The sequence below is a fragment of the Pseudomonas sp. SO81 genome (assembly GCF_030374125.1).
GTDB lineage: Bacteria > Pseudomonadota > Gammaproteobacteria > Pseudomonadales > Pseudomonadaceae > Aquipseudomonas.
Genome location: NZ_CP126126.1, coordinates 2,880,822 through 2,904,175, shown reverse-complemented (window position 1 = coordinate 2,904,175; position 23,354 = coordinate 2,880,822). Strand labels below are relative to the sequence as shown.

Below are 23,354 nucleotides of genomic sequence, written 5' to 3'. Positions count from 1 at the left end.
CTCAGCCCTTGCTCTTGAGGAAGGCCATGAAGCCGGGCATGCCGGCTTCCTTCTGGGCGGCGATCATCTGCACGTGCGGATTCTGCTGCAGCCGCTCCAGCAACGCACGGGCGGCCGGGAAGTCGGCCAGCAGGTCCAGGCCGAACACCTTCTGCCCAACCGCCGCCGCCAGGTCGATGCTGTAGAGGAAGTACAGGTCGGCCAGGCTGAACTGCTCGCCGGCCACATAGGGCGCGAAGCGACCGTGGCGCTTGAGCGTGGCGATGCCGGCCAGCAGCTCGCCGCGTGCCTTGTCCTTGATCGCCGGGTCCACCGGGTTGCGGAAGAACGCCTCCGGGTAGCAACTGCGCGCCGGCAGCTCGATGTACAGCTCGATCTCCTTCACCAGCGCCCGCACCTGGGCCCGCGCATAGGGTTCGGCCGGCAGCAGCGGGCGGCCTTCGCCTAGCTCTTCCAGGTAGTCGAGGATGGCGCTGGTCTCGCTGATGTAGCCGTGCTCGGTCTGCAGCACCGGCACCTTGCCGCGGGGACTCATGGCGAGGAAGGTCTCGTCCTGACAGCCGTAGACGGTGGCGGTATCGAACGCCAGGCCCTTCTCCAGCAAAGCCAGATGAACCATGTTGTAGTAGTTGCTGACGGCAAATCCGTGGAGTCTGAGCATGGGTCGCTACCGGGCAGGGAAAACCCAGTTATAGCCGGCCGGGGCTAGCGGGGAAGCTTCATCAGACGGCTGAATGGCACAGCAACGGGCAGGCCGTGGCACACTGCCGATCAGCAACCGAGGAGTCGCCATGAGCGAGCACGACGATAACGACGAAGAAGCCTTCGCCGAAGCAACCCTGACCCAGGCCATCGAGAACCAGCTGGAGACCGGCAACCCGCCGGCGGCCAAGGCGGTCTACAACAAGCTGACCCTGGTGGGTTACGAGCGCGAGGAGATCCTCGAGCTGATGGCCCTGGTGCTGGCCCACGAGATCGACGCCATGCTGCGCGACGACCGCCCCTTCGATGGCGCCTGGTACGAACAGGCCCTGCGCGCCCTGCCCGATCTTCCCGAGCAGGCGGACCAAGACTGAACGGCGGACTACACTGGCAGGACCGATTCTCCCGCCGTGCTGCCACGCACGGCGTACTTACAACAACAAGCCGGAGTCGCCATGGCCTACACCCCCGAACTGATCGCCGAACTGGAAATCCTCGCCCTGTACAACCTGGACAACCACCAGGAAGGGCTCAAGGTGCACAACAACGCCTCCAACCGCGCCCAGATGGCCATCACCCGCCTGCACGAGAAGGGCCTGGTGACCCAGGCCGATGGCGGCTACCTGACCAGCCTGGGCCTGGATGCCGCCGAACATGCGCAGGCGCTGCTGACCATCCTCTGCCCCCAGCCGGCCTGAGAGCCAGCACCGGAGCCGGGGGCGGCGCGGCCCCCGGATTTCTCCCTACAGTCGCGGCCGGGAGCCGCCGATACACTGGGCAGGAATGGCTGCCAGGCGCCGCTCGGCGCTGGTAGTCTTGCTGCCACCATCGCTTTCGAGCAGTACATGACGCGCACCCAGGAAATCCGTCCGGATATCAACGAAGGTATCGACCGCAAGGTCCTGGCGCAGCTGCGCGCGCGTTTCCTGAAGATCAACACCGGCCGCCTGGGCCGCGCCATGCAGGCGCTGTCGACGCGCCAGCAACTGGTGCTCAAGCTGCTGCCGCTGCTGTTCCATGTGAACCATCCGTTGCTGCCGGGCTACGTCTCGGCCGCCACCCCGGCCGGGTTGTCCGGCTTTGAGCCGAGCGACGAGATCCTCGCCGAGGCCCAGCGCCTGACCCGCTCCTTCACCTACAAGCCCCGCCGCAGCAGCCCCCTGGCCGGCAAGCGGCCGGCGCCGATCCATGGCCTGTTCCTGATGGGCAGCCTGGGCACCGTGGCCCAGGCCGAGCAGAGCGACATGGACCTGTGGGTATGCCACGACCCGGAGATGGACGCCCGCGCCCTGGCCGAGCTGCGGCGCAAGTGCGACCTGCTGGAGGCCTGGGCCGCCACCCAGGGCGCCGAGGTGCACTGCTTCCTGATCGACCCGGCGCGCTTCACCGTCGGCGACCGCGAGGCGCAACTGACCTCCGACGACTGCGGTACCACCCAGCACTACCTGCTGCTCGACGAGTTCTACCGCACCGCCATCTGGCTCGGCGGGCGCACCCCGCTGTGGTGGCTGGTGCCGGTGTACGAGGAGGCCAACTACCGCGGCTACACCCATGCGCTGCTGAGCAAGCGCTTCGTGCGCGCCGAAGAGGTGCTGGATCTTGGCAACCTGGCGCGCATTCCGCCGGGCGAATTCATCGGCGCCGGCATGTGGCAGCTGTTCAAGGGTATCGACTCGCCCTACAAGTCGGTGCTCAAGCTGCTGCTCACCGAGGTCTACGCCAGCGAGCACCCGCGGGTGGAATGCCTGAGCCTGCGCTTCAAGCAGGCGGTGTACGCCAACCGCCTGGAGCTGGACGAGCTGGACCCCTACATCGTGGTGTACCGCCGCCTGGAGGAATACCTCACCGACCGCGGCGAGCTGGAGCGCCTGGAGCTGATCCGCCGCTGCCTGTACCTCAAGGTCGGCAAGAAGCTCAGCGTGCCGCCGCGCCAGCGCGCCAAGAGCTGGCAGCGCCTGCTGTTCGAGCGCCTCACCGGCGAGTGGCACTGGAGCCAGCGCGAGCTGGCCAACCTCGACAGCCGCAGCCAGTGGAAGGTGCGCCAGGTCAGCGCCGAGCGCCGCGCGCTGGTCAACGAGCTGACCTACAGCTACCGCTTCCTCTCGCAGTTCGCCCGCAGCGAGCAGGCCGCCATGCCGCTCAACAGCCGCGACCTCGGCGTGCTCGGCCGGCGCCTGTACGCCGCCTTCGAGCGCAAGGCCGGCAAGATCGAGTTCATCAACCCCGGCATCGCCCCGGACCTGGCCGAGGACACCCTGACCCTGGTGCAGAGTCCCAGCCCGGAGGCCGACGGCGAGACCCAGTGGGCGCTCTACCCCGGCAGCCTGAACGGCCAGGAGTGGCCGGACTTCGCCCCGCTCAAGCGCGCCCGTCACCTGATCGAGCTGCTCGCCTGGTGCCACCGCAACGGCGTGATCGACAGCAGCACGCGGCTGTCGCTGCACCCCGGCAGCAGCGACCTCGGCGAGTTCGAGCTATCCAGCCTGCTCGCCAGCCTGCAGCAGAGCGTGCCGCTGCCGCTGCCGGCGGTGAACGAGGACTCCCTGCTGCTCGCCGCCGAGCCGGCCGAGGTGCTGTTGCTGGTCAATGTCGGCATCGACCCGCTCAAGTCGCACAGCCAGCTCAACGTGCACCTGACCACCGGGCGCACCGACTCGCTGGGCTACTCCGGCGTGCGCGAGAACCTGGTACTGACCCTCGACCAGGTCAGCCTGAACAGCTGGAACGAGCTGATGGTCAGCCGCTACGACGGCCCGCACGCCCTGCTCGACTGCCTGCGCGACTACCTCAATGCCCTGCCCACCAATGGCCGCCGCCCCAGCCTCAAGGTGCGCTGCTTCTGCCGCAACCGCGCCCAGGCCATCGCCCAGCGCGTCGAGGAGCTGTTCCGCGACGCCCTGACCAGCCTCAGCGGCGGCGCCAACAGCCGCTACCTGCTGCAGGTGCAGCAGCACTACCACGTGCTAGAGCTGCTGCCGGGCCAGGTCAGCCACGCCGCCCTGGCCGACCTGCCGAGCCTGATCGAGCACCTGGGCGAGGAACAGTCGTCCTACAGCCCGCTGCACCTGGACCGCTACGCCCTGGAGGGCGAGGAACTGGCGCTGATCCTGCCGCTGGGCCGGCCCCAGTGCATCCAGGTGTTCTACCGGGTCGACGGCGAGCAGGCAGAGCTCTCGGTGCTCGACGAATACAACGCGCTATGGCGCCAGCGCCTGCCGTTCCGCGACGAGCAGAGCCTGCTCACCCCGCTGCAGCGCTTCCTGCAGTCGGTGCTGTACCGGCGCAACGCCCTGTTGCCGCTGGACAGCCCGCTGCCGCCGGCGGCGCTGGAGGTCCTGTACTACGAGGTGCTGCCGGCGCCACCGCAGCGCGCCAGGCATCTGGAACGCCGGGCCCCACCGCAGGCGCCGGTGAGCCATTCGTTCTACGACGTGCAGGCCATCATCGAGCCGGCCGAGCACGGCCGGGTGCATGTCACCCTGTACTGCAACCACCGTGAATTCTCCGAGCTGGAGTACGGTGCCGAGCTGTTCGGCGCCGTGGCCCGGCATATCCTGGCCCAGCGCCGCGGCGCCGAGCGCTACCCCTGCTACATCACCGACCTTGATCTGTCGCGCATTCTCGGCGACGGCCAGGCGCAGACCATCCACTACCTGCGCTATAAGGCCGAGCTGGAAGCGGCGCTCAACAGCGCGCTGCAGAACGCCTGACCGACAAGGACGCCCCATGCTCCTCACCAGCGCAATCATTGGCGCCACCGCCTTCGGCATCTTCCGCTGGCGCCGGCATCGCCAGCGCCTGCTGCGCGAACAGTTCATCGCCGGCTTCGAGTTTCCCGAGCAGCTGCGCAGCAGGCTGACCAAGCACTACCCGCAGCTCACGCCAACCCAGACCGGCCAGGTGCTGCGCGGCCTGCGCGAATACTTCCAGCTGTGTCGCCTGGCCGAGCAGCGCATGGTGGCCATGCCGTCGCAGGCGGTGGACATGGCCTGGCACGAGTTCATCCTCTACACCCGCCAGTACCGCCAGTTCTGCAGCCAGGGGCTCGGGCGCTTCCTGCACCATACCCCGCACGACGTCATGCCCAACCCGAACGCCGCCGGCGAAGGCATCCGCCGCGCCTGGCGCCTGGCCTGCAGCCGCGAGGGCATCGATCCGCAACTGCCGGCGCGCCTGCCGTTGCTGTTCGCCCTGGACGCCGAGCTGGGCATCGCCGATGGCTTTCGCTACAGCCTGGACTGCGGCGCCCACCCGGGCAGCTACCGCAATGGCGATGCCTACTGCGCCAGCCATATCGGCTGCGGCTCGGGCTGCTCCGGTGGTTCGGGGTCGAACAACGACAGCAGCGGCGATGCTGGCTCCGATGCCGGCTCCGACGGCGGCGGCTGCGGTGGCGGATGTGGCGGGGGCGGCGACTAGCGCCGCCGGGCTCAGCCGTTCATCGGCGCCTGGGGATGCTCCAGGGCATACAGATACGAGCCTTCCAGGCTGTGGTTGGCCTCCACGCCGGCATAGCTGGCGGTGAAGGTCACCGCCAGGCCCAGGTGCTGGTACAGCAGCGTATCGGTCACCGCCGGCGGGATTTCCGGCACCAGATCGCTGTCGTTGACCACCCGGAAGGTGGTGATACCCAGCGCGTTGTAGCTGGCGGCGAAGTCCGGCGCGGCCAGGCGCGGGCTGGCGAAGTTGTAGTGCTGCAGGGCCTGGTCCGGCCAGCGCTCGTGCAGATCGAGCACCGCCATGCTGCTCAGCGCGCAGCCCAGGCTGTGCCCGCACACCCATAGCGGTCCGGTCGGCTGCAGGCTGTCCAGCGCCGCCAGGGCCAGGTCGCGCAGGGAGCCGTAAAGCTTGAGGAAGCCGGCATGCACATGGCCCTGGCTGCCGTCCTGCCAGGGCCAGGCGGCCTGTTCCACATCCAGGTCGTCGAGCCAGTCCTGCGCCGAGTCGGTGCCACGCAGCACCAGATAGGTCTCGCCCTGGTCGTTGGCCGCGGCGAAGCCGAAGGGCTCGGATTCGTTGATGAAGTGCAGGTCGCTGAGGATGCTCCAGATCGGCTGGGAGAAGCGCCAGCCGGGCAGCTGCGGGGGCTTCCAGACGAAGTCCTGGGGGCGGCGCGGGCGGTCCTGGGTCTGCCACTGGCGGTATTGCGCGTAGGCCTGGTCGACCAATTGCGCGCAGAGCAGCGCGCGGTCCAGGGAGAAGCCTTGGGGAAAGTACAGGGGCAGGCTAGACATGGCGGCCTCCTTGCCGGCAGTGGGTTAAGACACTCTAGTCCAGTGACAGGCGCGCACGGGGTGAGTTCCCGACCCTCGGAGCGACAATCGATCCAGCTGATACTTACTACGCAGAAGCAGCATTATTCAATCGAATCTCCTTGAGCGAATCTGGCGCCATTCCAGCATTCCCTCGGGAGAACGACATGCCCAGACTCATTCGCCAGCACGCGGAAAGCGGCACTCTCGCCGGCTTCGGCCTGTTCGCCATCGCAGCCAGCGTGCTACTGAGCATGGCCCTGGGCCTGGGCGACGAGCGGGCAATGAGCGGCGGGGCCAACCTGCCCGATGCGCTGCACGCCTTGCTCGCAGCGATCCGGGTGGGAGGCTAGGACATGCAGCTGACCCCGCCCAAGGCCATGCTGCTCGCCCTGCTGCTGGCACTGATCAACGGCCCGGCGCTGGCCGGCAGCGGCAAGGTGGCCGGCGGTGGCGTGGCGCGCACCATCGAGTGCAACCACAACATGGCGCGCAATCTGGAACTGGACGAGCAGCTCAAGCGGCGCAGCGATACGCCGCCCTGCCGGGAGCGCGCGGGGCTGTCCACGCGCTTTCTGTTGGCCTAGCGCTGGTACTCGCCGGCGGCCTCGGGCTGGTATTCCACGGCCAGCAGAGTGAGCCGCAGCGGCTTGCCACCCGGGCCCGGCCAGTCGATCTGCTGGCCGACCGAGAGACCGAGCAGGGCGCAGCCCACCGGCGCGAGGATCGAGACGCGGCCTTCGCCGCCGGCGTCCTCGGGGAACACCAGGGTCAGGTGGTAATCCTTGCCGCTGCCTTCCTCGCGGCAGTGCACCCGCGAGTTCATCGTCACCACCCCGGCCGGCACCTCGTCGTGGCCCACCACCTGGGCGCGCGCCAGCTCCGTTTCCAGGGCCTTGGCGGTCGGGCCGAAGTCCTCCAGGCTGTCGAGCAGACGCTCCAGGCGTTGCAGGTCGAGACGAGTGATGGTGATTGCGGGGGTGCTGCTCATGGCGAGGGTCTTCCTCCTTGGGCCAGATAAAGCAAAACCCCGCCCTGGGGCGGGGTTTTGATCGGTTAGTCAGCTTTGGCTGACCCTACCACAAGCCCGGCAAGAAGCAAGACCGCCCGGTCAGCTCCAACTCGGCGGCGGCCGCAGGCGCTGTTGCGCGGCCTGGCAGATCTGCCGGCGGCGGCCGTTGTCGGCCTTGCCCCACTCGAGTATCTCGGCCAGGCTGCGCCCGCAGCCCAGGCAGATGTCCTGGTCGTCCAGGCAGCACTGGCGCCGGCAGGGCGAGTCGACGGCCTCAGAGCTCGTCGAATTCGATGTCTTCACCGGCCTGCTCACGGGTTACCCGGTTCAGCAGCTCGCCCAGCGGCTCCTCGCTGGTGTCGCAGATCCACAGCGCCTGGGCCTCGTCATAGTCGAAGTGGAAACCACCGGAGCGCGCCGCTACCCACAGCTGGCGCAAGGGCTCCTGGCGACTGAGGATCACCTGGGTGCCGTTCTCGAAACGCACGGTGAGCACACCGGCGGAGTTTTCCAGGTCGAGATCCAGATCGCTGTCGTCGAAAATGTCTTCCACGGCCTGCTGGGCGGCATCGACCAGATCGTGGAAACGGGCTTCGCTCAAACTCATAACAGCGTCCTCAAGGTTGGGGCGGCGAGTCTATCAGGCTCTGCCGGTAGGCGCCGGGGCTCTGTCCGGTCCAGCGGCGGAAGGCCCGGGCCAGAGAGCCGGCCTCGCTGAAGCCGACCAGGAAGGCGATCTCCGCCAGCTCCAGCGCGGGGTCGCGCAGGTAGTGCAGCACCAGCTGGTGGCGCGTCTCGTCGAGCAGGCCACTGAACGATAGACCGGCCTCGCGCAGGCGCCGTTGCAGGGTGCGGGCGCTGAGGTCGAGGCTCTGCGCCAGGCGCTCCAGGTCGGCGCCCTCTTCCGGCAGCTGGCGGGCCAGCTCGCGACGCGCGCGATCCAGCACGCTGTGGCCGAGGTTGAGCTGGCCGAGCAGGCGATCGGCGTGGGCATCGAGCAGCTGGCGCAGCTGGGCGTCGGCCTGGCCCAGCGGCGTGTTCAACAGGCGTTTGGGGAACACCAGGGCGTTGTCGGCCTGGCCGAACAGCACCGGGCAGCCGAAGATGCGCTGGTGTTCGGAGGTATCGGCCGGCGCCGCGTGCTGGAAACGCACCTCGGTGGGCGGGATCTGCAGGCCGGTGATCCAGCGGCCGAAGGTCAGCCAGCCGGCCAGGGTCTCCTCGCTGTGCTGGCGCTGCTGCTCGCGCACCAGCGGTTGCCAGCCATGCGCCACCTGCGGCTCCAGCCCCTCACGCGGCGGCTCGTCGTCCAGGTCGACGCGGCCCAGGTTGCCCACCAGCGCGGCATAGCGCGCCTGGCGGTGCAGGGCGTCGGCCAGGGTCGCGCAGCTCATGATCAGGTAACCGAGCACGCCGTAGTAGCCGGGACGCATGGCCTCGCCCAGGTGCAGGCCGAGGTTGGCGTCGCCGGTCAGGCGCACGCCTTCGCCCAGCAGTTCGAGGTAGGTGCTGACGGCGATGCGCTGGTCGCGCTGGGCGAGGATTGCCGGGCTCAGCTGCACCTTGGCCAGCAGCGCTTCGCTGGCAAAGCCCTGGCGGGCGAGATAGTCCAGCAGGCCCTGCAGGTAGGCGACCGAGACCGAGCTGGCGAGTGTGGCGGGGGCGTCCATCGGGGCTCCGTTTTTTCCGTCCATGCTAGCCGCAAAAGCCCCGTCGTGGGCAAGCCCGAGACGCCGGCGCAACGGTCCTGACAGGCCCGCCGGGCGTACATAGGCAAGGCGGCGGGGGGTCGGTATACTCCGAGCCATTCTCGATTTTGCAAAGGACTCCACCATGAAGCGCCTGCTGCTGCCCTTCATCGCGCTCGCCGTGTTCACCGCCGCTCTCGCCGGCTGTGGCCAGAAAGGCCCGCTGTACCTGCCCGACGACGACAAGACCGTCAAAGAACGCGACAAAGACGTCTTCCTCTAAGGGGGTTCCATGCAAGCCTTTACCAGCCGCGACGGGCAACTGTTCGCGGAAGGCGTGGCCCTGTCCGCCATCGCCGAGCGCTTCGGCACGCCCACCTACGTGTACTCCCGCGCCCATATCGAGGCCCAGTACCGCGCCTACGCCGACGCCCTGGCCGGCATGCCGCACCTGGTCTGCTTCGCGGTCAAGGCCAACTCCAACCTGGGCGTGCTGAACGTCCTGGCGCGCCTCGGTGCCGGCTTCGACATCGTCTCCCGTGGCGAGCTGGAGCGGGTGCTGGCCGCCGGTGGCGAGCCCGCCAAGATCGTCTTCTCCGGCGTCGGCAAGACCCGTGACGACATGCGCCGCGCCCTGGAAGTGGGCGTGCACTGCTTCAACGTCGAGTCGGTGGACGAGCTGGAGCGCCTGCAGCTGGTTGCCGCCGAGCTGGGCAAGACCGCGGCCATCTCGCTGCGGGTCAACCCGGACGTGGATGCCGGCACCCACCCGTACATCTCCACCGGTCTGAAGGAAAACAAGTTCGGCATCGACATCGAGCAGGCGCCGGCCGTGTACGCCCGCGCCGCCGCCCTGCCGAACCTGCAGGTGGTCGGTGTCGACTGCCACATCGGTTCGCAGCTGACCACGCTGCCGCCCTTCCTCGACGCCCTCGACCGCCTGCTCGCGCTGATCGACCAGCTCGCCAGCCAGGGCATCCAGATCAAGCATCTGGACCTCGGCGGCGGCCTCGGCGTGCAGTACCGCGACGAGCAGCCACCGCTGGCCGGCGACTACATCAAGGCCGTGCGCGAGCGCATTGCCGGGCGCGACCTGGCCCTGGTGTTCGAGCCAGGCCGCTACATCGTGGCCAACGCTGGCGTGCTGCTGACTCGCGTGGAATACCTCAAGCACACCACGCACAAGGACTTCGCCATCATCGATGCGGCGATGAACGACCTGATCCGCCCGGCCCTGTACCAGGCGTGGATGGACGTCACCCCGGTGCAACCGCGCGACGGCGAGGCGCGCAGCTACGACCTGGTCGGGCCGATCTGCGAGACCGGCGACTTCCTGGCCAAGGGCCGCGAGCTGGTGCTGGCCGAGGGCGACCTACTGGCCGTGCGCTCGGCCGGTGCCTACGGCTTCGTCATGAGCTCCAACTACAACACCCGCGGCCGCGCCGCCGAGGTGCTGGTGGATGGCGAGCAGGCCCATGAAGTGCGCCGCCGCGAGACCCTGGCCGAACTCTACGCCGGCGAAAGCCTGCTGCCGCAGTGAGGGCGCGATCATGCTATTGCGCTTCACCAAGATGCACGGCCTCGGCAACGACTTCATGGTCCTCGACCTGATCAGCCAGCACGCGCATATCCAGCCCAAGCACGCCAAGGCGTGGGGCGACCGCCACACCGGCATCGGCTTCGACCAGCTGCTGCTGGTGGAGGCGCCGACCACCCCGGACGTGGACTTCCGCTACCGCATCTTCAACTCCGACGGCTCGGAAGTGGAGCAGTGCGGCAACGGCGCGCGCTGCTTCGCCCGCTTCGTGGTGGACAAGCGCCTGACCGTGAAGAAGCAGATCCGCGTCGAGACCAAGGGCGGCATCATCGAGCTCAACCTGCGCCCCGATGGCCAGGTGATCGTCGACATGGGCGCGCCCAGACTCGCGCCGGCGCAGATCCCGTTCCAGGCCGAGGCCGAAGCGCTCAGCTACGCGGTCGAGGTGGACGGGCAGAGCGTGCAGCTGGCCGCCGTGTCCATGGGCAACCCGCATGCGGTGCTGCGCGTCGATGACGTCGACAGCGCGCCGGTGCATAGCCTGGGACCGAAGCTGGAGCACCATCCGCGCTTCCCGCAGCGGGTCAATGTCGGTTTCCTGCAGATCGTCGACCGCAAGCAGGCGCGCCTGCGCGTGTGGGAGCGCGGCGCCGGCGAGACCCAGGCCTGCGGCACCGGCGCCTGCGCCGCCGCCGTGGCCGCCATCCGCCAGGGCTGGATGGACTCGCCGCTGCAGCTGGAGCTGCCGGGCGGCAAGTTGTCCATCGAGTGGGCAGGGCCCGGCCAGCCGGTTATGATGACCGGACCCGCCGTTCGCGTGTACGAAGGACAGGTTCGTCTATGAGTGACCAGGATCAGCTCGTGAAACTCGACTCCGAGAGCGTCGCCGCCTATCTGCGGCAGCACCCGGAATTCTTCGTCGACCACGAGGAGCTGATCCCCGAGCTGCGCATTCCGCACCAGCCCGGCGAGGCCGTGTCGCTGGTGGAGCGCCAGGTCAAGCTGCTGCGCGAGCGCAACATCGAGATGCGCCATCGCCTGTCGCAGCTGATGGACGTGGCTCGCGACAATGACCGCCTGTTCGACAAGACCCGTCGCCTGGTGCTCGACCTGCTCGACGCCAGCAGCCTGGAAGAGGTCATCGGCGCGGTGGAAGACAGCCTGCGCCACGAGTTCCAGGTGCCCTTCGTCAGCCTGATCCTGTTCAGCGAAACGCCGCTGGGCGTCGGCCGTTCGGTCAGCTCGGCCGAGGCCCACCAGGCCATCGGCGGCCTGCTCGGTGCCGGCAAGACCACCTGTGGCGTGCTGCGCCCCAACGAGCTGGAGTTTCTCTTCGGTAGCGAGGAGTTCGCCCAGGTCGGCTCGGCCGCCGTGGTCAGTCTCACCTACCAGGGCCTGCACGGCGTACTCGCCATCGGCAGCCCGGACCCGCAACACTACAAGAGCAGCCTCGGCACCCTGTTCCTCGGCTACGTCGCCGAAGTGCTGGCCCGCGTACTGCCACGCTTCGCCGCGCCCCTGCGCTCGGTACGCTGATCCCGGGCCGCTCGCGGCCCACCCCGTCGTCTGCCGGAGTCGCCATGCAGAGCAGCCTCGACGCCTATCTCGAACACCTGCGCAGCGAACGCCAGGTCTCCGCGCACACCCTCGATGGCTACCGTCGCGACCTGCTGAAAGTGCTCGCCCTGTGCGAGAAGCACGCCGTCACCAGCTGGGACGCCCTCGACACCCGCACCCTGCGCGCCATGGTCGCCCGCCTGCACGGCCTGGGTCAGTCCAGCCGCTCCCTGGCCCGCCTGCTCTCGGCGGTGCGCGGCTTCTATCAGTACCTCGGCCGCGAAGGCCTGTGCCGGCATGATCCGGCCGGCGGGCTGGCCGCACCCAAGGGCGAGCGCCGCCTGCCGCGCGCGCTGGATACCGACCGCACGGCCCAGTTGCTGGATGGTGGCGTGGAGGATGACTTCATCGCCCGCCGCGACCAGGCCATGCTCGAGCTGTTCTATTCCTCCGGCCTGCGCCTATCCGAACTGGTCGGCCTGGATCTCGACGGCCTCGACCTGCCCGCCGGCCTGATAAGGGTGCGCGGCAAGGGCAACAAGGCCCGCGAGCTGCCGGTCGGGCGCAAGGCACGCGAGGCCATGGAGGCCTGGCTGCCGCTGCGCGCCATGACCAGCCCGCAGGATGGCGCCGTGTTCGTCGGGCGCCAGGGCAAGCGCCTGACCCCGCGCGCCATCCAGCTGCGGGTGCGCCAGGCCGGCGTGCGCGAGCTGGGCCAGCACCTGCATCCGCACATGCTCAGGCACTCCTTCGCCAGCCACATACTGGAGTCCAGCCAGGACCTACGCGCCGTGCAGGAGCTGCTCGGTCACGCCGATATCGCCACCACGCAGATCTATACCCACCTGGACTTCCAGCACCTGGCCAAGGTCTACGACGGCGCCCACCCACGGGCCAAACGCAAGAGCGAATCCTGATGAGCATCCGCCTGATCACCTTCGACCTCGACGACACCCTGTGGGACGTGGCGCCGGTCATGCACAGCGCCGAGGCGGCGCTGCGCGACTGGCTGGCCGCCGAGGCGCCGCGCCTTGGGCCGGTGCCGATCGAGCACCTGTGGGCGATTCGTGCGCGCCTGCTGCAGGCCGACCCCGGCCTCAAGCATCGCCTCAGCGAGCTGCGTCGGCGCATCCTGCTGCACGCGCTGCTCGACGCCGGCTATGCCCAGGGCGAGGCCGATGACCTGGCAGAGGTGGGCTTCCAGGTGTTCCTCGCCGCGCGTCATCAGGTGCAGCTGTTCCCCGAGGTGCATCCGACCCTGGAACGCCTGGCCCTGCGCTACACCCTCGGCGTGATCACCAACGGCAACGCCGACGTGCGCCGCCTGGGCCTGGCCGACTACTTCCGCTTCGCCCTGTGCGCCGAGGAGCTGGGCATCGGCAAGCCCGACCCGCACCCGTTCCAGACCGCCCTGCAACATGCAGGGGTCGCGGCCGAACAGGCCGTGCATATCGGCGACCACCCCAGTGACGACATCGCCGGCGCCCGCGCCGCCGGGATGCGCGCCATCTGGTTCAACCCCCAGGGCAAGGCCTGGGAAGGCGAGCAGGCACCGGACGCACAGATCCGCAGCCTGGCCGAGCTGCCGGCACTGCTGGAGCGCTGGAACTGAGCGAACGCCCATGAAAAAGCCCGCCGATTGGCGGGCTCTTTCATGCCGGCGGCGGTCCTCAGATGGGACGGCTGCCGTACTTGCTGTCCGGCTTCTTGGGCGGGTCGGCCACCACGTTGGGCTCGATCTCCTGCACCGAGCCGCCACGCGAGAGGAACTCTTCCATGGCCTTGGCCAGGGCGTCGCGCTCCTTCTGCTTGGCTTCTACGCTGGGCAGCTCCTCGATTTCCTCGGCGGCCTTGGCCTTCTTCCCGGGCTTGCTGCCGGGCTCGGCAGCGTCGCTGCCGTCGTCGCCGTCATCGCCGGCGTCGGCCGCTTCCAGCTCATCGCCCTCGTCCTCGTCGGCGCCTTCCAGGTCGTCCTGTTCCAGTTCTTCGTCGCTCATGTTCTACCTCATGACTTGCGCAGAGCAGGTTACTTATAGCCCAGCGGCACGCATTGCAAAAATGCCGCTGGAAAAATTTTATCGGCGGGTCGCGCCTTCGCGCAGCTCGCCTTGCAGGGTCGCCAGCACCCGGCGGGAGCCGCCATGGTCGCGGTGCTCGCCGAGATAGATGCCCTGCCAGGTGCCGAGGTTCAATCGACCTTCGCTGACCGGCAGACTCAGCTGACAGCCCAGCAGGCTGGACTTGAAATGCGCCGGCAGATCGTCCGGCCCTTCGTAGTCGTGTTCGTAGCCTTGCGCACCCTGGGGCACAAGACGGTTGAAGAAGCGCTCGAAGTCACGCCGCACCGCACCATCGGCATTCTCGTTGATGGTCAGCGAGGCGGACGTGTGCTGCAGCCACAGGTGCAGAAGCCCCACCCGGTAGTCGGCCAGCTCCGGCAACGCCTGCAGGAGCTCGTCGCTTACCAGATGAAAACCACGCGCTCGGGCACGCAGACTGATCAGCCGTTGTTGCCACATTTTCCAGCACCTGCAGCATCTACTGGCGGCGCATTTTAGAGCCTGTCCGCGGCCTTTTCACCTGGCCGACGCGGGAAATTTTCCAATCCGTCGATGGGCTCGCAGCGGGCAAAACGAAGGGCGCCGCAGCGCCCTTGGTTTGACCCGCGGCCGACGTCACTTGCGGGTGAACTCCGGATAGGCCTCCATGCCGCACTCGACGATGTCGACACCCTCGTATTCGTCTTCCTCGCTGACGCGCAGGCCCATCACCAGCTTGATCAGGCCCCACACCAGCAGGCTGGCGACGAACACCCAGGCGAAGATGCAGGCCGCGCCGAGCATCTGCACGCTGAGGCTGGCGCCGCTGTTGGTCAGCGGCACCACCAGCAGGCCCCAGATGCCGCTGGTGCCGTGCACCGAGATGGCGCCCACCGGATCGTCGATGCGCAGGCGCTCCAGCATGAGGATGCTGAACACCACCAGCACGCCGCCCACCGCGCCGATCAGCGCGGCCTGCACCGCGCTCGGCGTGGCCGGCTCAGCGGTGATCGACACCAGGCCGGCCAGCGCGCCGTTGAGGATCATGGTCAGGTCGGCCTTGCCGAACAGCACCCGCGCCACCACCAGCGCCGCCAGCAGGCCACCGGCCGCGGCCAGGTTGGTGTTGACGAAGACTGCGGCTACCACGTTGGCGTCGTCGATGCTGCTGACCTTGAGCTGCGAGCCACCGTTGAAACCGAACCAGCCGAACCAGAGGATCAGCGTGCCCAGCGTCGCCAGCGGCAGGTTGGCGCCGGGAATGGCGTTGATCTGCCCATGGCTGCCGTACTTGCCCTTGCGCGCGCCGAGCAGGATGACGCCGGCCAGGGCCGCCGAGGCGCCCGCCAGGTGGACGATGCCGGAGCCGGCGAAGTCCTTGAAGCCGAGTTGCTTGAGGAAGCCACCGCCCCAGGTCCAGTAACCCTCGATCGGGTAGATCAGGCCGCACATGACCACGGCGAAGGCAAGGAACGCCCACAGCTTCATGCGCTCGGCCACGGCGCCGGAGACGATCGACATGCAGGTGGCGGTGAACACCACCTGGAAGAAGAAGTCGGCGCGCTTGGCATAGCCCGGTGCGCCCTCACCGCCCGCCGCGACCAGATCCACCGCGTGCTCGTCGCCGATCAGAAAGCCGAAGTTGGGCAGCACACCGCCGTGGGCACCGCCATACATCAGGTAGTAGCCGACCAGCAGGTACATCACGCAGGCCAGGGCGTAGAGCACGATGTTCTTGGTGAGGATCTCGGCAGTGTTCTTGGCCCGTACCAGGCCGGATTCGAGCATGGCGAAGCCCGCTGCCATCCACATCACCAGGGCGCCACAGATCAGTAGGTAGAAAGTGTCCAGCGCATACTGCAGGGGAATCAGAGCCGTGCTTTCCATCGAGTACTCCGTTGTACTGGTTGCACAGTGCCGCGCCGCCGTTGGCGCGCAATGAAAAACGCCCGGCGGACCGGGCGTTTGGTATTGCTGAGGGGCTTACAGGTTGTAGCCGCGCTCGTTGTGCTCGGAGAGGTCGAGGCCGACGGTCTCTTGCTCCTCGGTCACGCGCAGGCCCATCACCAGGTCCAGCACCTTGAGGATCACGAAGGTGACGATGGCGGTGTAGACCACGGTGAAGGCGACACCCTTGAACTGGACGAACAGCTGGGCGCCGATGTCTTCCACGGTGCCGAAGCCACCCAGGGCCGGCGCGGCGAACACGCCGGTCAGCAGGGCGCCGACGATACCGCCGATGCCGTGTACGCCGAAGGCGTCCAGGGAGTCGTCGTAGCCCAGCTTGCGCTTCAGGCTGGTGGCGCAGAAGAAGCAGATCACGCCGGCGGACAGACCGATGACGATGGCACCCATCGGGCCGGCGGTGCCGGCGGCCGGAGTGATGGCGACCAGGCCGGCGACCACGCCGGAGGCGATGCCCAGGGCGCTCGGCTTACCGTGCGTGATCCACTCGGCGAACATCCAGCCCAGGGCGGCGGCGGCGGTGGCGATCTGGGTCACCAGCATGGCCATGCCGGCGGTGCCGTTGGCGGCGATGGCCGAACCGGCGTTGAAGCCGAACCAGCCGACCCACAGCATGGCGGCGCCGACCAGGGTGTAGCCCAGGTTGTGCGGAGCCATGGCGGTGGTCGGGAAGCCCTTGCGCTTGCCCAATACCAGGCAGGCCACCAGACCGGCGATACCGGCGTTGATGTGCACCACGGTGCCGCCGGCGAAGTCCAGCACGCCCCAGTCCCACATCAGGCCGCCGTTACCGGACCAGACCATGTGTGCGATCGGTGCGTAGACCAGGGTGAACCACACGCCCATGAAGATCAGCATGGCGGAGAACTTCATGCGCTCGGCGAAGGCGCCGACGATCAGGGCCGGAGTGATGATGGCGAAGGTCATCTGGAAGAAGATGAACACGCTTTCCGGGAAGGCACCGATCAGGCTGCTGGTGTTCAGGCCGCTGAGGAAGGCTTTGGACAGGCCGCCGACGAAGGAGTTGAGGTTGACGACCCCTTGCTCCATGCCGGTGGTGTCGAACGCGATGCTGTAGCCGTAGATCACCCAGAGGATGCTGATCAGGCCGGTGATGGCGAAGCACTGCATCATCACCGAGAGCACGTTCTTCGAACGCACCATGCCGGCGTAGAACAGCGCCAGGCCCGGGATGGTCATGAGCAGCACCAGCAGGCTGGCAGTCATCATCCAGGCGGTGTCGCCGGAGTTGAGTACGACCTCGTCAGCCATGGCCAGGCCAGGGGTTACGAGGGACAAAAGGGCTCCTAGCCCTGCGATCTTACGCAGAGTCATGTGTTTTTCTCCTGGGGCGTGTTGGGTTCTGAGGCTTAAACTGCGTCGGTGCCGGTTTCGCCGGTACGGATGCGGATGGCCTGTTCCAGATTGACGACGAAGATCTTGCCGTCACCGATCTTGCCGGTGTTGGCCGCCTTGGTGATCGCCTCGATGACCCGGTCCAGCTGGTCGTCGGCGATGGCCACGTCGATCTTCACCTTGGGCAGGAAATCGACCACGTATTCCGCGCCGCGATACAGCTCGGTGTGGCCCTTCTGCCGACCGAAGCCTTTGACTTCGGTCACGGTGATGCCCTGCACGCCGATCTCCGACAGTGACTCGCGCACGTCGTCCAGCTTGAACGGCTTGATGATGGCAGTGACTAGCTTCATGAAACTTTCTCCCGTTTTGATGGACTCGCCCCAGGAAAACGAACCCGGCTCAAGTCTAAGCGCAGTGTCTGGCTTTTGAAACGCATCGCCCGCCCGTAGCCAGCCGATTCGATGCCCACCAACCGCCTCCGGTGAGGCACTCCCCCGCCTCATCCTGCACACCGGAACTGCATCGGTGCACGCGTCATGGGGTGTTAAGCAGAAAGCTTGCCAGCTATGCCAAAAGGCCACTTTTTCATGCAGTTAGTGCCGCGCTGCGGTGATTGGAGGAAATTGACTGGCAGGTCATTGCACAGCATTGGTGCGCTACAGCTCCCGGTGATGATCAAAAATCGTGCACTGGCCATCCAACCCTGGCCGGCGCGGGCTGCGTGCTACACTGCCGGCCGTTTGCTCACGGAATAAACCGCCCATGCTGCCGCCCAAAGCCATTCTCGATACCCTCGCCAGCCATGCCTCGCGCCTGTTAAGCGGTGAGAGTCCACTGCCGCGCAGCGAGTTCGAAGCGCAGTTCAAGGCCCTGCTGCAGAGCGCCTTCAGCAAGCTGGATCTGGTCAGCCGCGAAGAATTCGACAGCCAGATGGCCGTGCTGGCTCGCACCCGCGCCCGCCTGGAGGCACTGGAAGCCAAGCTGGCGGAGCTGGAAGCCCAACAGAAACCACCCGCCGAGTAAGCCCATCGGCGGGCATGCGATCAAGGAGTGATCCATGTCCCTGGCCATCGTCCACAGCCGCGCCCAGGTCGGCGTCGAAGCCCCGCCTGTCACTGTCGAGGCGCACCTGGCCAACGGCCTGCCGAGCATGGCCCTGGTCGGCCTGCCGGAAGCCGCGGTCAAGGAAAGCAAGGACCGCGTGCGCAGCGCCATCCAGAACTCCGGCTTCGAATTCCCCGCGCGGCGCATCACCCTCAACCTCGCCCCTGCCGACCTGCCCAAGGATGGTGGCCGCTTCGACCTGGCCATCGCCCTCGGCGTGCTGGCCGCCAGCGGCCAGGTACCGGTGGACAGCCTGGCCGAGCTGGAATGCCTCGGCGAACTGGCGCTATCCGGCGCCCTGCGGCCGGTACAGGGCGTGCTGCCGGCGGCCCTGGCTGCCCGCGCCGCCGGACGCACCCTGGTGGTGCCCAGCGCCAATGCCGAAGAGGCCTGCCTGGCTTCCGGCCTGAAGGTGCTGGCCGTCGACCATCTGCTGCAGATCGCCGCCCACCTCAACGGCCATACGCCGCTGGCGCCGCACCAGGCCAACGGCCTGCTGCGCGAGGTGCCGGCCTATCCGGACCTGGCCGAAGTGCAGGGCCAGTTGGCGGCCAAGCGCGCCCTGCTGATCGCCGCCAGCGGCGGCCACAATCTGTTGTTCAGCGGGCCGCCCGGCACCGGCAAGACCTTGCTCGCCAGTCGCCTGCCCGGCCTGCTCCCTCCGCTGTCCGAGGAAGAGGCGCTGGAAGTGGCCGCCATCCACTCGGTGGCCAGCCTGGCGCCGCTGTCGGCCTGGCCGCAGCGTCCGTTCAGGCAACCGCACCACTCGGCTTCCGGACCGGCGCTGGTGGGGGGTGGCAGTCGCCCGCAACCCGGGGAAATCACCCTGGCCCATCAGGGCGTGCTGTTCCTTGATGAATTGCCGGAGTTCGACAGAAAGGTATTGGAAGTTTTGCGCGAGCCGCTGGAGAGCGGGCAGATCGTTATCGCCCGGGCCCGCGACAAGGTGCGTTTCCCCGCCCGCTTTCAGCTGGTGGCGGCGATGAACCCCTGCCCCTGCGGTTACCTGGGCGACCCCTGCGGGCGTTGCCGCTGCTCGCCGGACCAGGTGCAGCGCTACCGCGCCAAGCTTTCCGGGCCGCTGCTTGACCGCATCGACCTGCACCTCACCGTCGCGCGCGAGAGCACCAGCCTGCAGGCGCCGGCGCAACCGGGCGAAGACAGCGCCAGCGTCGCCGGCCGGGTCGCCCAGGCACGGCAACGGCAGCTCAGGCGTCAGGGCTGCGCCAACGCCTTTCTCGACCTGCCCGGCCTGCGCCGGCATTGCCCGCTGGCCGAGCAGGATCAGCACTGGCTGGAGCAGGCCTGCGAACGCCTCAACCTGTCGCTGCGCGCCGCCCACCGCCTGCTCAAGGTGGCGCGTACCCTGGCCGACCTGGAGCAGGTCGAGCAGATCGCCCGCGCCCACCTGGCCGAAGCCCTGCAGTACCGGCCGGTCCAGGCCTGAATGAAAAAGCCCGGCACAGGCCGGGCTTCTGGTTAGGCGATGCGGAGAATCAGGCGGCGCTCGACCAGCTGCGCGTCTGGCGCTGGCGACAGGCTTCGCCGAAGGCCTCGAAGATCTTCACCGAATCCGGGTTCTGCGCGGCCTGCCATTCCGGGTGCCACTGCACGGCGAACAGGAAGGGCGACAGGCTCGGCGCATGGAAGGCCTCGACCAGGCCGTCCTCGGCGTGGGCCAGCGGCTCCAGGCCCTTGCCCAGGGTCTTCACGCCCTGACCATGCAGGGAGTTGACGCCGATCTCCTCACCACCCAGCACCTTGGCCAGCCAGCTGCCGGACTCGATGCGCACCTTGTGCGCCTCCGCGTACTGCACGGCCACCGGGTCGTCGGTGTTCTCGCGATGGTCGTTGAAGCCCGGCTCGGCGTAGAGCTTCTGGTACATGTCGCCGCCCAGGGCTACGTTGATTTCCTGCATGCCGCGGCAGATGCCGAAGATCGGCAGGCCGCGGGCGATGGCGGCCTTGATCAGCGGCAGGTCGAACAGGTCGCGGTCACGATCCTGGCTCTTCTCCGGGGTGAGGTTCTCCTGGCCGTAGAGGGTCGGATCGATGTTCGAGCCGGCGCCGGTGAGGTACACCCCGTCGGCCATGTCGAGGTACTGCTCGAGGTCTTCGGTACCGCAGCAGGTGGGCACCAGCACAGGCACGCAGCTGGCGATCTCCACCAGCGGCACGATGTATTTGTGGGTCATCACCTGATAGTCGTGGCCCTTGCGCTCCTGGGCGCCCATGGACATCAACACGACGGGTTTACGTTTGGCAGAAGTGGTCTTTGCGCTGTTGTTGTTGGACATACGTCACCTTGGGGCAGGTCGGCCTGCCGTTGCTGTGCAGGTGGGTCGGGAGATCGACGCGCTACCTGTTTGGCACGGTTCCGTCTGTCGGCGGCGTAGCTGGGCCTCGCCTGGAGGCATGGGAATGGGAGGTAACGAACCTTCCGCGACGGCCGCATAACAGACGAACCGCCAGCACAGTCTCTCCAGGCCCGTAAAATATGTCAAACAAATCTTATCTAGAACGTTTAAGAATCAGATCGGCATATCGGCCAGAAAGCGCCATTATTCGGCGCATAAGGCCATGAGCGCTCCTCGCCACGCCCCGTAGAAGTCCATTATTTTTTACGCAACCCGATTGAAATCCTGCAAGGCCACGGGCCCAGGCGGCATCAGGCCTTGATCCACTGCACCGGGGGCAGGCGCATCTGCGCCACCTCGCCGAGGAGGAAATCGCGCAGGCGCCACAGGCGTTCCTCGCCGCGCCGGCCACGCAGCCAGACCAGGTGATAGCTGTCGCCACTGGCCACCGCGCTGGGCCAGGGCAGGCCGAGACGGCCCTGCTCGACATCCTCGGCGACCATCACCAGATCGCCGATGGACACCCCGTAGCCGCGCGCCGCCGCCACTATGCCCAGCTCCAGGGTGTCGAACACCTGGCCGCCCCTGAGCGGCACCCGCTCCTCCAGGCCCATGGCCTGCACCCAGCGCCGCCAGTCGCGGCGGTCCGGAGTCGGATGCAGCAGCTCCGTGGCCTGCAGGCGCTCCAGCTCCCAGGGCCCATCGGCGGCAGCCTCCGGCGCGCAGACCGGGATCAGCCATTCGGCGAACAGCTCGACGCTCTCCCACTCGGCGGGGAAGACACCGCCGCTGCTGAGCAGCACGGCGCAGTCGAAGGGCTCCTGGTGGAAGTCGACCTTGTCCACATCCATCCAGGCACTGGTCAGCTGCACCTCGATATCGGCGTTGCGCTGGCGAAAGCGCGACAGCCGCGCCAGCAGCCAGCGCATGGTCAGGGTCGAGGGCGCCTTCAGGCGCAGGGTGGCATCGTCGGCGCTCAGCGCGGTGCAGGCCCGCTCCAGCGCATCGAAGCCATCGCGCACACCCGGCAGCAGCAGGCGTGCACTCTCGCTCAGGCGCAGATGGCGGCCGGCGCGCTCGAACAGGCGGCAGCCGAAGTGCTCCTCCAGGGTGCGGATGTGCCGGCTCACCGCGCTCTGGGTGATGGCCAGCTCCTCGGCGGCGCGGGTGAAGGAGGCATGCCGGGCAGCAGCCTCGAAGGCGCGCAGGGCATAGAGCGGGGGCAGGCGGCGACCCATGACGATTACCTATGAGTATTAATCATGCCAGGCATCGCTTTTTTCCCTTTGTGCGACGGCGACTGGCTCCGGAGAATTGCAGCATTCTCGGCTCGCTCGATTCCAGCGGGCAAGCCCTTTCACTGAGCCAGACTCATCATGCCGCCCGCCGTACGCGACGAACTCACCGCCCTCTTCCGCCTCGCCGGCCCGTTGATCGCCGCGCAATTGGCCCACGTGCTGATGGTGTTCACTGACACCCTGATGATGGGCAAGCTGGGCCCGGCGGAGCTGGCCGCCGGCGGCCTGGGCGCGGCCAGCTATTCGTTCATCTCGATCTTCTGCGTCGGCGTGCTGGCCGCAGTGGGCAACCTGATCGCCATCCGCCACGGCGCCGGCGACGCCGCCGGGGTCACTCGCCTGGCACAGAACGGCCTGTGGCTGGCCTGGGGCCTGGCCCTGGCCAGCGGCCTGCTGCTGTGGAACCTCGGCCCGCTGCTGGCCCGGTTCGGCCAGGAGCCGCACAACATCGACGGCGCCATGCAGTTTCTCTCCACCCTGGTGTTCGCCCTGCCCGGCTATCTCGGCTTCATGGCCCTGCGCGGCTTCCCGGCGGCCATCGGCCGGCCGGGGCCGGTGATGGCCATCAGCATCGGCGGCGCGCTGGCCAACTTCGCCCTCAACTATGTGCTGATCCACGGCTGGTTCGGCCTGCCCAGGCTCGGTCTGGCCGGCATCGGCCTGGTCACCGCGGTGGTGGCCAACCTGATGACCCTGCTGCTGTTCCTGCACCTGCTGCGCCATCCGGCCTATGCCGCCTATCCGCTGCGCCAGGGCCTGCTACAACCGCGCCTGGCCGAGCTGAAGGAACTGCTGCGCCTGGGCCTGCCGATCGGCGGCACCTATGCGGTGGAGTCCGGCATGTTCGCCTTCGCCGCCCTGTGCATGGGCGCCATCGGCAGCCACGCGTTGGCCGCGCATCAGGTGGCGATCATGTCGGTATACGTGGCCTTCATGGTGCCGGTGGGGATTTCCTACGCCACCACCTTCCGCATCGGCCAGCACTACGGCGCCGGCCGCCTGCTCGAGGCGCGCCGGGCCGGGCGCCTGGGCATCGGCAGTGGCGCCGTGCTGATGCTCGGCTTCGCCGTGCTGTTCTGGCTGCTGCCGGAGCAGGTGGTGGGCCTGTTCCTCGACCGCCACGACCCGCAGTTCGCCGCCGTGGTGGCCATGGCCGTGAGCCTGCTGGCGGTAGCCGCGGTGTTCGAGCTGTTCGACGGCATCCAGACCATCGCCATGGGCGCGATCCGTGGCCTCAAGGATGGCAAGACCACCCTGCTGGTGGGCATCGGCTGCTACTGGGTGATCGGCATTCCGCTGGCCTGGGCGCTGGCCTTCCCACTGGGCTGGGGCGCCGAAGGCGTGTGGTGGGGCCTGGCCGGCGGCCTGGCCTGTGCGGCGGTGGGCCTGACCCTGGGCTTCGAGTGGAAGATGGGGCGCATGCTGCGGCCGCAGCCGGTCACGGACGGCGAGGCCTGCCTGTCGTAGACAGAATTAGAGCCCGG

At 67.9% G+C, this 23,354-nt stretch carries 28 protein-coding genes; 15 read left to right on the top strand and 13 right to left on the bottom strand.

Annotated features, from left to right (window positions below; all coding sequences use genetic code 11):
- Nucleotide 1: 1 nt before the first annotated feature.
- Nucleotides 2-661 (bottom strand): glutathione S-transferase, encoded by a 660-nt coding sequence (locus OH686_RS13550; RefSeq protein WP_289533221.1) that lies wholly within the window; start codon nucleotides 659-661, stop codon nucleotides 2-4.
- 130 nt (nucleotides 662-791) lie between these two features.
- Here OH686_RS13550 and OH686_RS13545 point away from each other — a divergent pair, with 130 nt between their 5' ends.
- The 4 genes from OH686_RS13545 to OH686_RS13530 all read left to right on the top strand — a co-directional run bounded on the left by OH686_RS13545 (nucleotide 792) and on the right by OH686_RS13530 (nucleotide 5,121).
- Nucleotides 792-1,076, top strand: a complete 285-nt coding sequence (locus OH686_RS13545) for a hypothetical protein (protein ID WP_289533219.1) — start codon at nucleotides 792-794, stop codon at nucleotides 1,074-1,076.
- 81 nt (nucleotides 1,077-1,157) lie between these two features.
- On the top strand, nucleotides 1,158-1,400 hold the full coding sequence (locus OH686_RS13540; protein WP_137974637.1) for a TIGR02647 family protein: 243 nt from the start codon (nucleotides 1,158-1,160) through the stop codon (nucleotides 1,398-1,400).
- Between the two features lie 147 nt (nucleotides 1,401-1,547).
- Nucleotides 1,548-4,412: a class I adenylate cyclase gene (locus OH686_RS13535; RefSeq protein ID WP_289533217.1), complete on the top strand. Its 2,865-nt coding sequence runs from the start codon at nucleotides 1,548-1,550 to the stop codon at nucleotides 4,410-4,412.
- Nucleotides 4,413-4,428: 16 nt separating this feature from the next.
- Nucleotides 4,429-5,121: a glycine-rich domain-containing protein gene (locus tag OH686_RS13530; RefSeq protein ID WP_289533215.1), complete on the top strand. Its 693-nt coding sequence runs from the start codon at nucleotides 4,429-4,431 to the stop codon at nucleotides 5,119-5,121.
- 11 nt (nucleotides 5,122-5,132) lie between these two features.
- On the opposite strand, the gene OH686_RS13525 is transcribed toward OH686_RS13530, so the two are convergent.
- Nucleotides 5,133-5,936 (bottom strand): lipase family protein, encoded by an 804-nt coding sequence (locus OH686_RS13525; protein ID WP_289533213.1) that lies wholly within the window; start codon nucleotides 5,934-5,936, stop codon nucleotides 5,133-5,135.
- A 185-nt stretch (nucleotides 5,937-6,121) separates the two neighbouring features.
- Between OH686_RS13525 and OH686_RS13520 the strand changes: the two genes are divergently transcribed.
- Together OH686_RS13520 and OH686_RS13515 are read left to right on the top strand one after the other, a co-directional pair.
- Nucleotides 6,122-6,307 (top strand): hypothetical protein, encoded by a 186-nt coding sequence (locus OH686_RS13520; protein ID WP_289533211.1) that lies wholly within the window; start codon nucleotides 6,122-6,124, stop codon nucleotides 6,305-6,307.
- A gap of 3 nt (nucleotides 6,308-6,310) precedes the next feature.
- The gene (locus tag OH686_RS13515) at nucleotides 6,311-6,541 is read left to right on the top strand and encodes a hypothetical protein (protein ID WP_289533209.1); all 231 of its coding nucleotides are present in this window, start codon (nucleotides 6,311-6,313) and stop codon (nucleotides 6,539-6,541) included.
- On the opposite strand, the gene rnk is transcribed toward OH686_RS13515, so the two are convergent.
- The 4 genes from rnk to OH686_RS13495 all read right to left on the bottom strand — a co-directional run bounded on the left by rnk (nucleotide 6,538) and on the right by OH686_RS13495 (nucleotide 8,636).
- Nucleotides 6,538-6,945 (bottom strand): nucleoside diphosphate kinase regulator, encoded by a 408-nt coding sequence (rnk, locus tag OH686_RS13510; protein ID WP_137974631.1) that lies wholly within the window; start codon nucleotides 6,943-6,945, stop codon nucleotides 6,538-6,540. The genes OH686_RS13515 and rnk overlap by 4 nt on opposite strands.
- Before the next feature lie 120 nt (nucleotides 6,946-7,065).
- The gene (locus tag OH686_RS13505; protein ID WP_289533207.1) at nucleotides 7,066-7,269 is read right to left on the bottom strand and encodes a DUF1289 domain-containing protein; all 204 of its coding nucleotides are present in this window, start codon (nucleotides 7,267-7,269) and stop codon (nucleotides 7,066-7,068) included.
- Nucleotides 7,241-7,573, bottom strand: a complete 333-nt coding sequence (gene cyaY / locus OH686_RS13500; RefSeq protein ID WP_137974629.1) for an iron donor protein CyaY — start codon at nucleotides 7,571-7,573, stop codon at nucleotides 7,241-7,243. The genes OH686_RS13505 and cyaY overlap by 29 nt, the downstream gene beginning before the upstream one ends.
- 10 nt (nucleotides 7,574-7,583) lie before the next feature.
- Entirely contained in the window at nucleotides 7,584-8,636 is a 1,053-nt protein-coding gene (locus OH686_RS13495; protein ID WP_289533205.1) for an AraC family transcriptional regulator, read from the bottom strand.
- A gap of 163 nt (nucleotides 8,637-8,799) precedes the next feature.
- On the opposite strand from OH686_RS13495, the gene lptM reads away from it, so the two are divergent.
- Genes lptM through OH686_RS13465 form a run of 6 tightly spaced genes read left to right on the top strand, consistent with a single transcriptional unit; the run spans nucleotide 8,800 to nucleotide 13,360 of the window.
- A complete protein-coding gene (gene lptM / locus OH686_RS13490; protein ID WP_021700061.1) occupies nucleotides 8,800-8,937 on the top strand; it encodes an LPS translocon maturation chaperone LptM in 138 nt (45 codons plus the stop codon).
- Between the two features lie 9 nt (nucleotides 8,938-8,946).
- Nucleotides 8,947-10,194, top strand: coding sequence for a diaminopimelate decarboxylase (lysA, locus tag OH686_RS13485; RefSeq protein ID WP_137974627.1), 1,248 nt, complete (start codon nucleotides 8,947-8,949; stop codon nucleotides 10,192-10,194).
- Between the two features lie 10 nt (nucleotides 10,195-10,204).
- The gene (dapF, locus tag OH686_RS13480) at nucleotides 10,205-11,035 is read left to right on the top strand and encodes a diaminopimelate epimerase (RefSeq protein WP_289533203.1); all 831 of its coding nucleotides are present in this window, start codon (nucleotides 10,205-10,207) and stop codon (nucleotides 11,033-11,035) included.
- Nucleotides 11,032-11,727, top strand: a complete 696-nt coding sequence (locus OH686_RS13475) for a DUF484 family protein (RefSeq protein WP_289533201.1) — start codon at nucleotides 11,032-11,034, stop codon at nucleotides 11,725-11,727. Before dapF ends, OH686_RS13475 begins: the two co-directional genes overlap by 4 nt.
- Before the next feature lie 44 nt (nucleotides 11,728-11,771).
- Nucleotides 11,772-12,665 (top strand): tyrosine recombinase XerC, encoded by an 894-nt coding sequence (gene xerC, locus OH686_RS13470; protein WP_289533199.1) that lies wholly within the window; start codon nucleotides 11,772-11,774, stop codon nucleotides 12,663-12,665.
- Nucleotides 12,662-13,360, top strand: a complete 699-nt coding sequence (locus OH686_RS13465) for an HAD family hydrolase (protein WP_289538960.1) — start codon at nucleotides 12,662-12,664, stop codon at nucleotides 13,358-13,360. Before xerC ends, OH686_RS13465 begins: the two co-directional genes overlap by 4 nt.
- Before the next feature lie 58 nt (nucleotides 13,361-13,418).
- Here OH686_RS13465 and sutA read toward each other — a convergent pair whose 3' ends face one another.
- From sutA to glnK, 5 genes are all read right to left on the bottom strand, one after another.
- Nucleotides 13,419-13,745, bottom strand: coding sequence for a dormancy-specific transcriptional regulator SutA (sutA, locus tag OH686_RS13460; RefSeq protein ID WP_137974622.1), 327 nt, complete (start codon nucleotides 13,743-13,745; stop codon nucleotides 13,419-13,421).
- A 78-nt stretch (nucleotides 13,746-13,823) separates the two neighbouring features.
- Entirely contained in the window at nucleotides 13,824-14,267 is a 444-nt protein-coding gene (locus tag OH686_RS13455) for a secondary thiamine-phosphate synthase enzyme YjbQ (protein ID WP_137974621.1), read from the bottom strand.
- Nucleotides 14,268-14,423: 156 nt separating this feature from the next.
- Nucleotides 14,424-15,674, bottom strand: coding sequence for an ammonium transporter AmtB (locus OH686_RS13450; protein WP_289533195.1), 1,251 nt, complete (start codon nucleotides 15,672-15,674; stop codon nucleotides 14,424-14,426).
- Between the two features lie 96 nt (nucleotides 15,675-15,770).
- Nucleotides 15,771-17,087: an ammonium transporter gene (locus tag OH686_RS13445; protein WP_137974619.1), complete on the bottom strand. Its 1,317-nt coding sequence runs from the start codon at nucleotides 17,085-17,087 to the stop codon at nucleotides 15,771-15,773.
- 35 nt (nucleotides 17,088-17,122) lie between these two features.
- The gene (glnK, locus tag OH686_RS13440) at nucleotides 17,123-17,461 is read right to left on the bottom strand and encodes a P-II family nitrogen regulator (RefSeq protein ID WP_021700071.1); all 339 of its coding nucleotides are present in this window, start codon (nucleotides 17,459-17,461) and stop codon (nucleotides 17,123-17,125) included.
- A 412-nt stretch (nucleotides 17,462-17,873) separates the two neighbouring features.
- Between glnK and OH686_RS13435 the strand changes: the two genes are divergently transcribed.
- Both OH686_RS13435 and OH686_RS13430 read left to right on the top strand, forming a co-directional pair.
- Nucleotides 17,874-18,134 carry an accessory factor UbiK family protein gene (locus OH686_RS13435; RefSeq protein WP_289533187.1) on the top strand — a complete coding sequence of 87 codons (261 nt, stop codon included), beginning with the start codon at nucleotides 17,874-17,876 and terminating at the stop codon, nucleotides 18,132-18,134.
- A gap of 34 nt (nucleotides 18,135-18,168) precedes the next feature.
- Entirely contained in the window at nucleotides 18,169-19,662 is a 1,494-nt protein-coding gene (locus tag OH686_RS13430; RefSeq protein ID WP_289533185.1) for a YifB family Mg chelatase-like AAA ATPase, read from the top strand.
- A gap of 49 nt (nucleotides 19,663-19,711) precedes the next feature.
- Here the strand turns inward: OH686_RS13430 and OH686_RS13425 are convergent, their stop codons facing one another.
- Complete coding sequence (locus OH686_RS13425; protein ID WP_289533183.1) at nucleotides 19,712-20,512, bottom strand: gamma-glutamyl-gamma-aminobutyrate hydrolase family protein; 801 nt, start codon at nucleotides 20,510-20,512, stop codon at nucleotides 19,712-19,714.
- A gap of 371 nt (nucleotides 20,513-20,883) precedes the next feature.
- Nucleotides 20,884-21,810: a LysR substrate-binding domain-containing protein gene (locus OH686_RS13420; RefSeq protein WP_289533182.1), complete on the bottom strand. Its 927-nt coding sequence runs from the start codon at nucleotides 21,808-21,810 to the stop codon at nucleotides 20,884-20,886.
- 138 nt (nucleotides 21,811-21,948) lie between these two features.
- Here OH686_RS13420 and OH686_RS13415 point away from each other — a divergent pair, with 138 nt between their 5' ends.
- Nucleotides 21,949-23,337, top strand: coding sequence for a NorM family multidrug efflux MATE transporter (locus OH686_RS13415; protein WP_289533180.1), 1,389 nt, complete (start codon nucleotides 21,949-21,951; stop codon nucleotides 23,335-23,337).
- Nucleotides 23,338-23,354 lie beyond the last annotated feature (17 nt).

What these genes read in the sequence shown, in the direction of transcription:
- OH686_RS13550 (WP_289533221.1), bottom strand. Translation starts at nt 661, where the DNA reads ATGCTCAGACTCCACGGATTTGCCGTCAGCAACTACTACAACATGGTT.
- OH686_RS13545 (WP_289533219.1), top strand. Translation starts at nt 792, where the DNA reads ATGAGCGAGCACGACGATAACGACGAAGAAGCCTTCGCCGAAGCAACC.
- OH686_RS13540 (WP_137974637.1), top strand. Translation starts at nt 1,158, where the DNA reads ATGGCCTACACCCCCGAACTGATCGCCGAACTGGAAATCCTCGCCCTG.
- OH686_RS13535 (WP_289533217.1), top strand. Translation starts at nt 1,548, where the DNA reads ATGACGCGCACCCAGGAAATCCGTCCGGATATCAACGAAGGTATCGAC.
- OH686_RS13530 (WP_289533215.1), top strand. Translation starts at nt 4,429, where the DNA reads ATGCTCCTCACCAGCGCAATCATTGGCGCCACCGCCTTCGGCATCTTC.
- OH686_RS13525 (WP_289533213.1), bottom strand. Translation starts at nt 5,936, where the DNA reads ATGTCTAGCCTGCCCCTGTACTTTCCCCAAGGCTTCTCCCTGGACCGC.
- OH686_RS13520 (WP_289533211.1), top strand. Translation starts at nt 6,122, where the DNA reads ATGCCCAGACTCATTCGCCAGCACGCGGAAAGCGGCACTCTCGCCGGC.
- OH686_RS13515 (WP_289533209.1), top strand. Translation starts at nt 6,311, where the DNA reads ATGCAGCTGACCCCGCCCAAGGCCATGCTGCTCGCCCTGCTGCTGGCA.
- rnk (WP_137974631.1), bottom strand. Translation starts at nt 6,945, where the DNA reads ATGAGCAGCACCCCCGCAATCACCATCACTCGTCTCGACCTGCAACGC.
- cyaY (WP_137974629.1), bottom strand. Translation starts at nt 7,573, where the DNA reads ATGAGTTTGAGCGAAGCCCGTTTCCACGATCTGGTCGATGCCGCCCAG.
- OH686_RS13495 (WP_289533205.1), bottom strand. Translation starts at nt 8,636, where the DNA reads ATGGACGCCCCCGCCACACTCGCCAGCTCGGTCTCGGTCGCCTACCTG.
- lptM (WP_021700061.1), top strand. Translation starts at nt 8,800, where the DNA reads ATGAAGCGCCTGCTGCTGCCCTTCATCGCGCTCGCCGTGTTCACCGCC.
- lysA (WP_137974627.1), top strand. Translation starts at nt 8,947, where the DNA reads ATGCAAGCCTTTACCAGCCGCGACGGGCAACTGTTCGCGGAAGGCGTG.
- dapF (WP_289533203.1), top strand. Translation starts at nt 10,205, where the DNA reads ATGCTATTGCGCTTCACCAAGATGCACGGCCTCGGCAACGACTTCATG.
- OH686_RS13475 (WP_289533201.1), top strand. Translation starts at nt 11,032, where the DNA reads ATGAGTGACCAGGATCAGCTCGTGAAACTCGACTCCGAGAGCGTCGCC.
- xerC (WP_289533199.1), top strand. Translation starts at nt 11,772, where the DNA reads ATGCAGAGCAGCCTCGACGCCTATCTCGAACACCTGCGCAGCGAACGC.
- sutA (WP_137974622.1), bottom strand. Translation starts at nt 13,745, where the DNA reads ATGAGCGACGAAGAACTGGAACAGGACGACCTGGAAGGCGCCGACGAG.
- OH686_RS13455 (WP_137974621.1), bottom strand. Translation starts at nt 14,267, where the DNA reads ATGTGGCAACAACGGCTGATCAGTCTGCGTGCCCGAGCGCGTGGTTTT.
- OH686_RS13450 (WP_289533195.1), bottom strand. Translation starts at nt 15,674, where the DNA reads ATGGAAAGCACGGCTCTGATTCCCCTGCAGTATGCGCTGGACACTTTC.
- OH686_RS13445 (WP_137974619.1), bottom strand. Translation starts at nt 17,087, where the DNA reads ATGACTCTGCGTAAGATCGCAGGGCTAGGAGCCCTTTTGTCCCTCGTA.
- glnK (WP_021700071.1), bottom strand. Translation starts at nt 17,461, where the DNA reads ATGAAGCTAGTCACTGCCATCATCAAGCCGTTCAAGCTGGACGACGTG.
- OH686_RS13435 (WP_289533187.1), top strand. Translation starts at nt 17,874, where the DNA reads ATGCTGCCGCCCAAAGCCATTCTCGATACCCTCGCCAGCCATGCCTCG.
- OH686_RS13430 (WP_289533185.1), top strand. Translation starts at nt 18,169, where the DNA reads ATGTCCCTGGCCATCGTCCACAGCCGCGCCCAGGTCGGCGTCGAAGCC.
- OH686_RS13425 (WP_289533183.1), bottom strand. Translation starts at nt 20,512, where the DNA reads ATGTCCAACAACAACAGCGCAAAGACCACTTCTGCCAAACGTAAACCC.
- OH686_RS13420 (WP_289533182.1), bottom strand. Translation starts at nt 21,810, where the DNA reads ATGGGTCGCCGCCTGCCCCCGCTCTATGCCCTGCGCGCCTTCGAGGCT.
- OH686_RS13415 (WP_289533180.1), top strand. Translation starts at nt 21,949, where the DNA reads ATGCCGCCCGCCGTACGCGACGAACTCACCGCCCTCTTCCGCCTCGCC.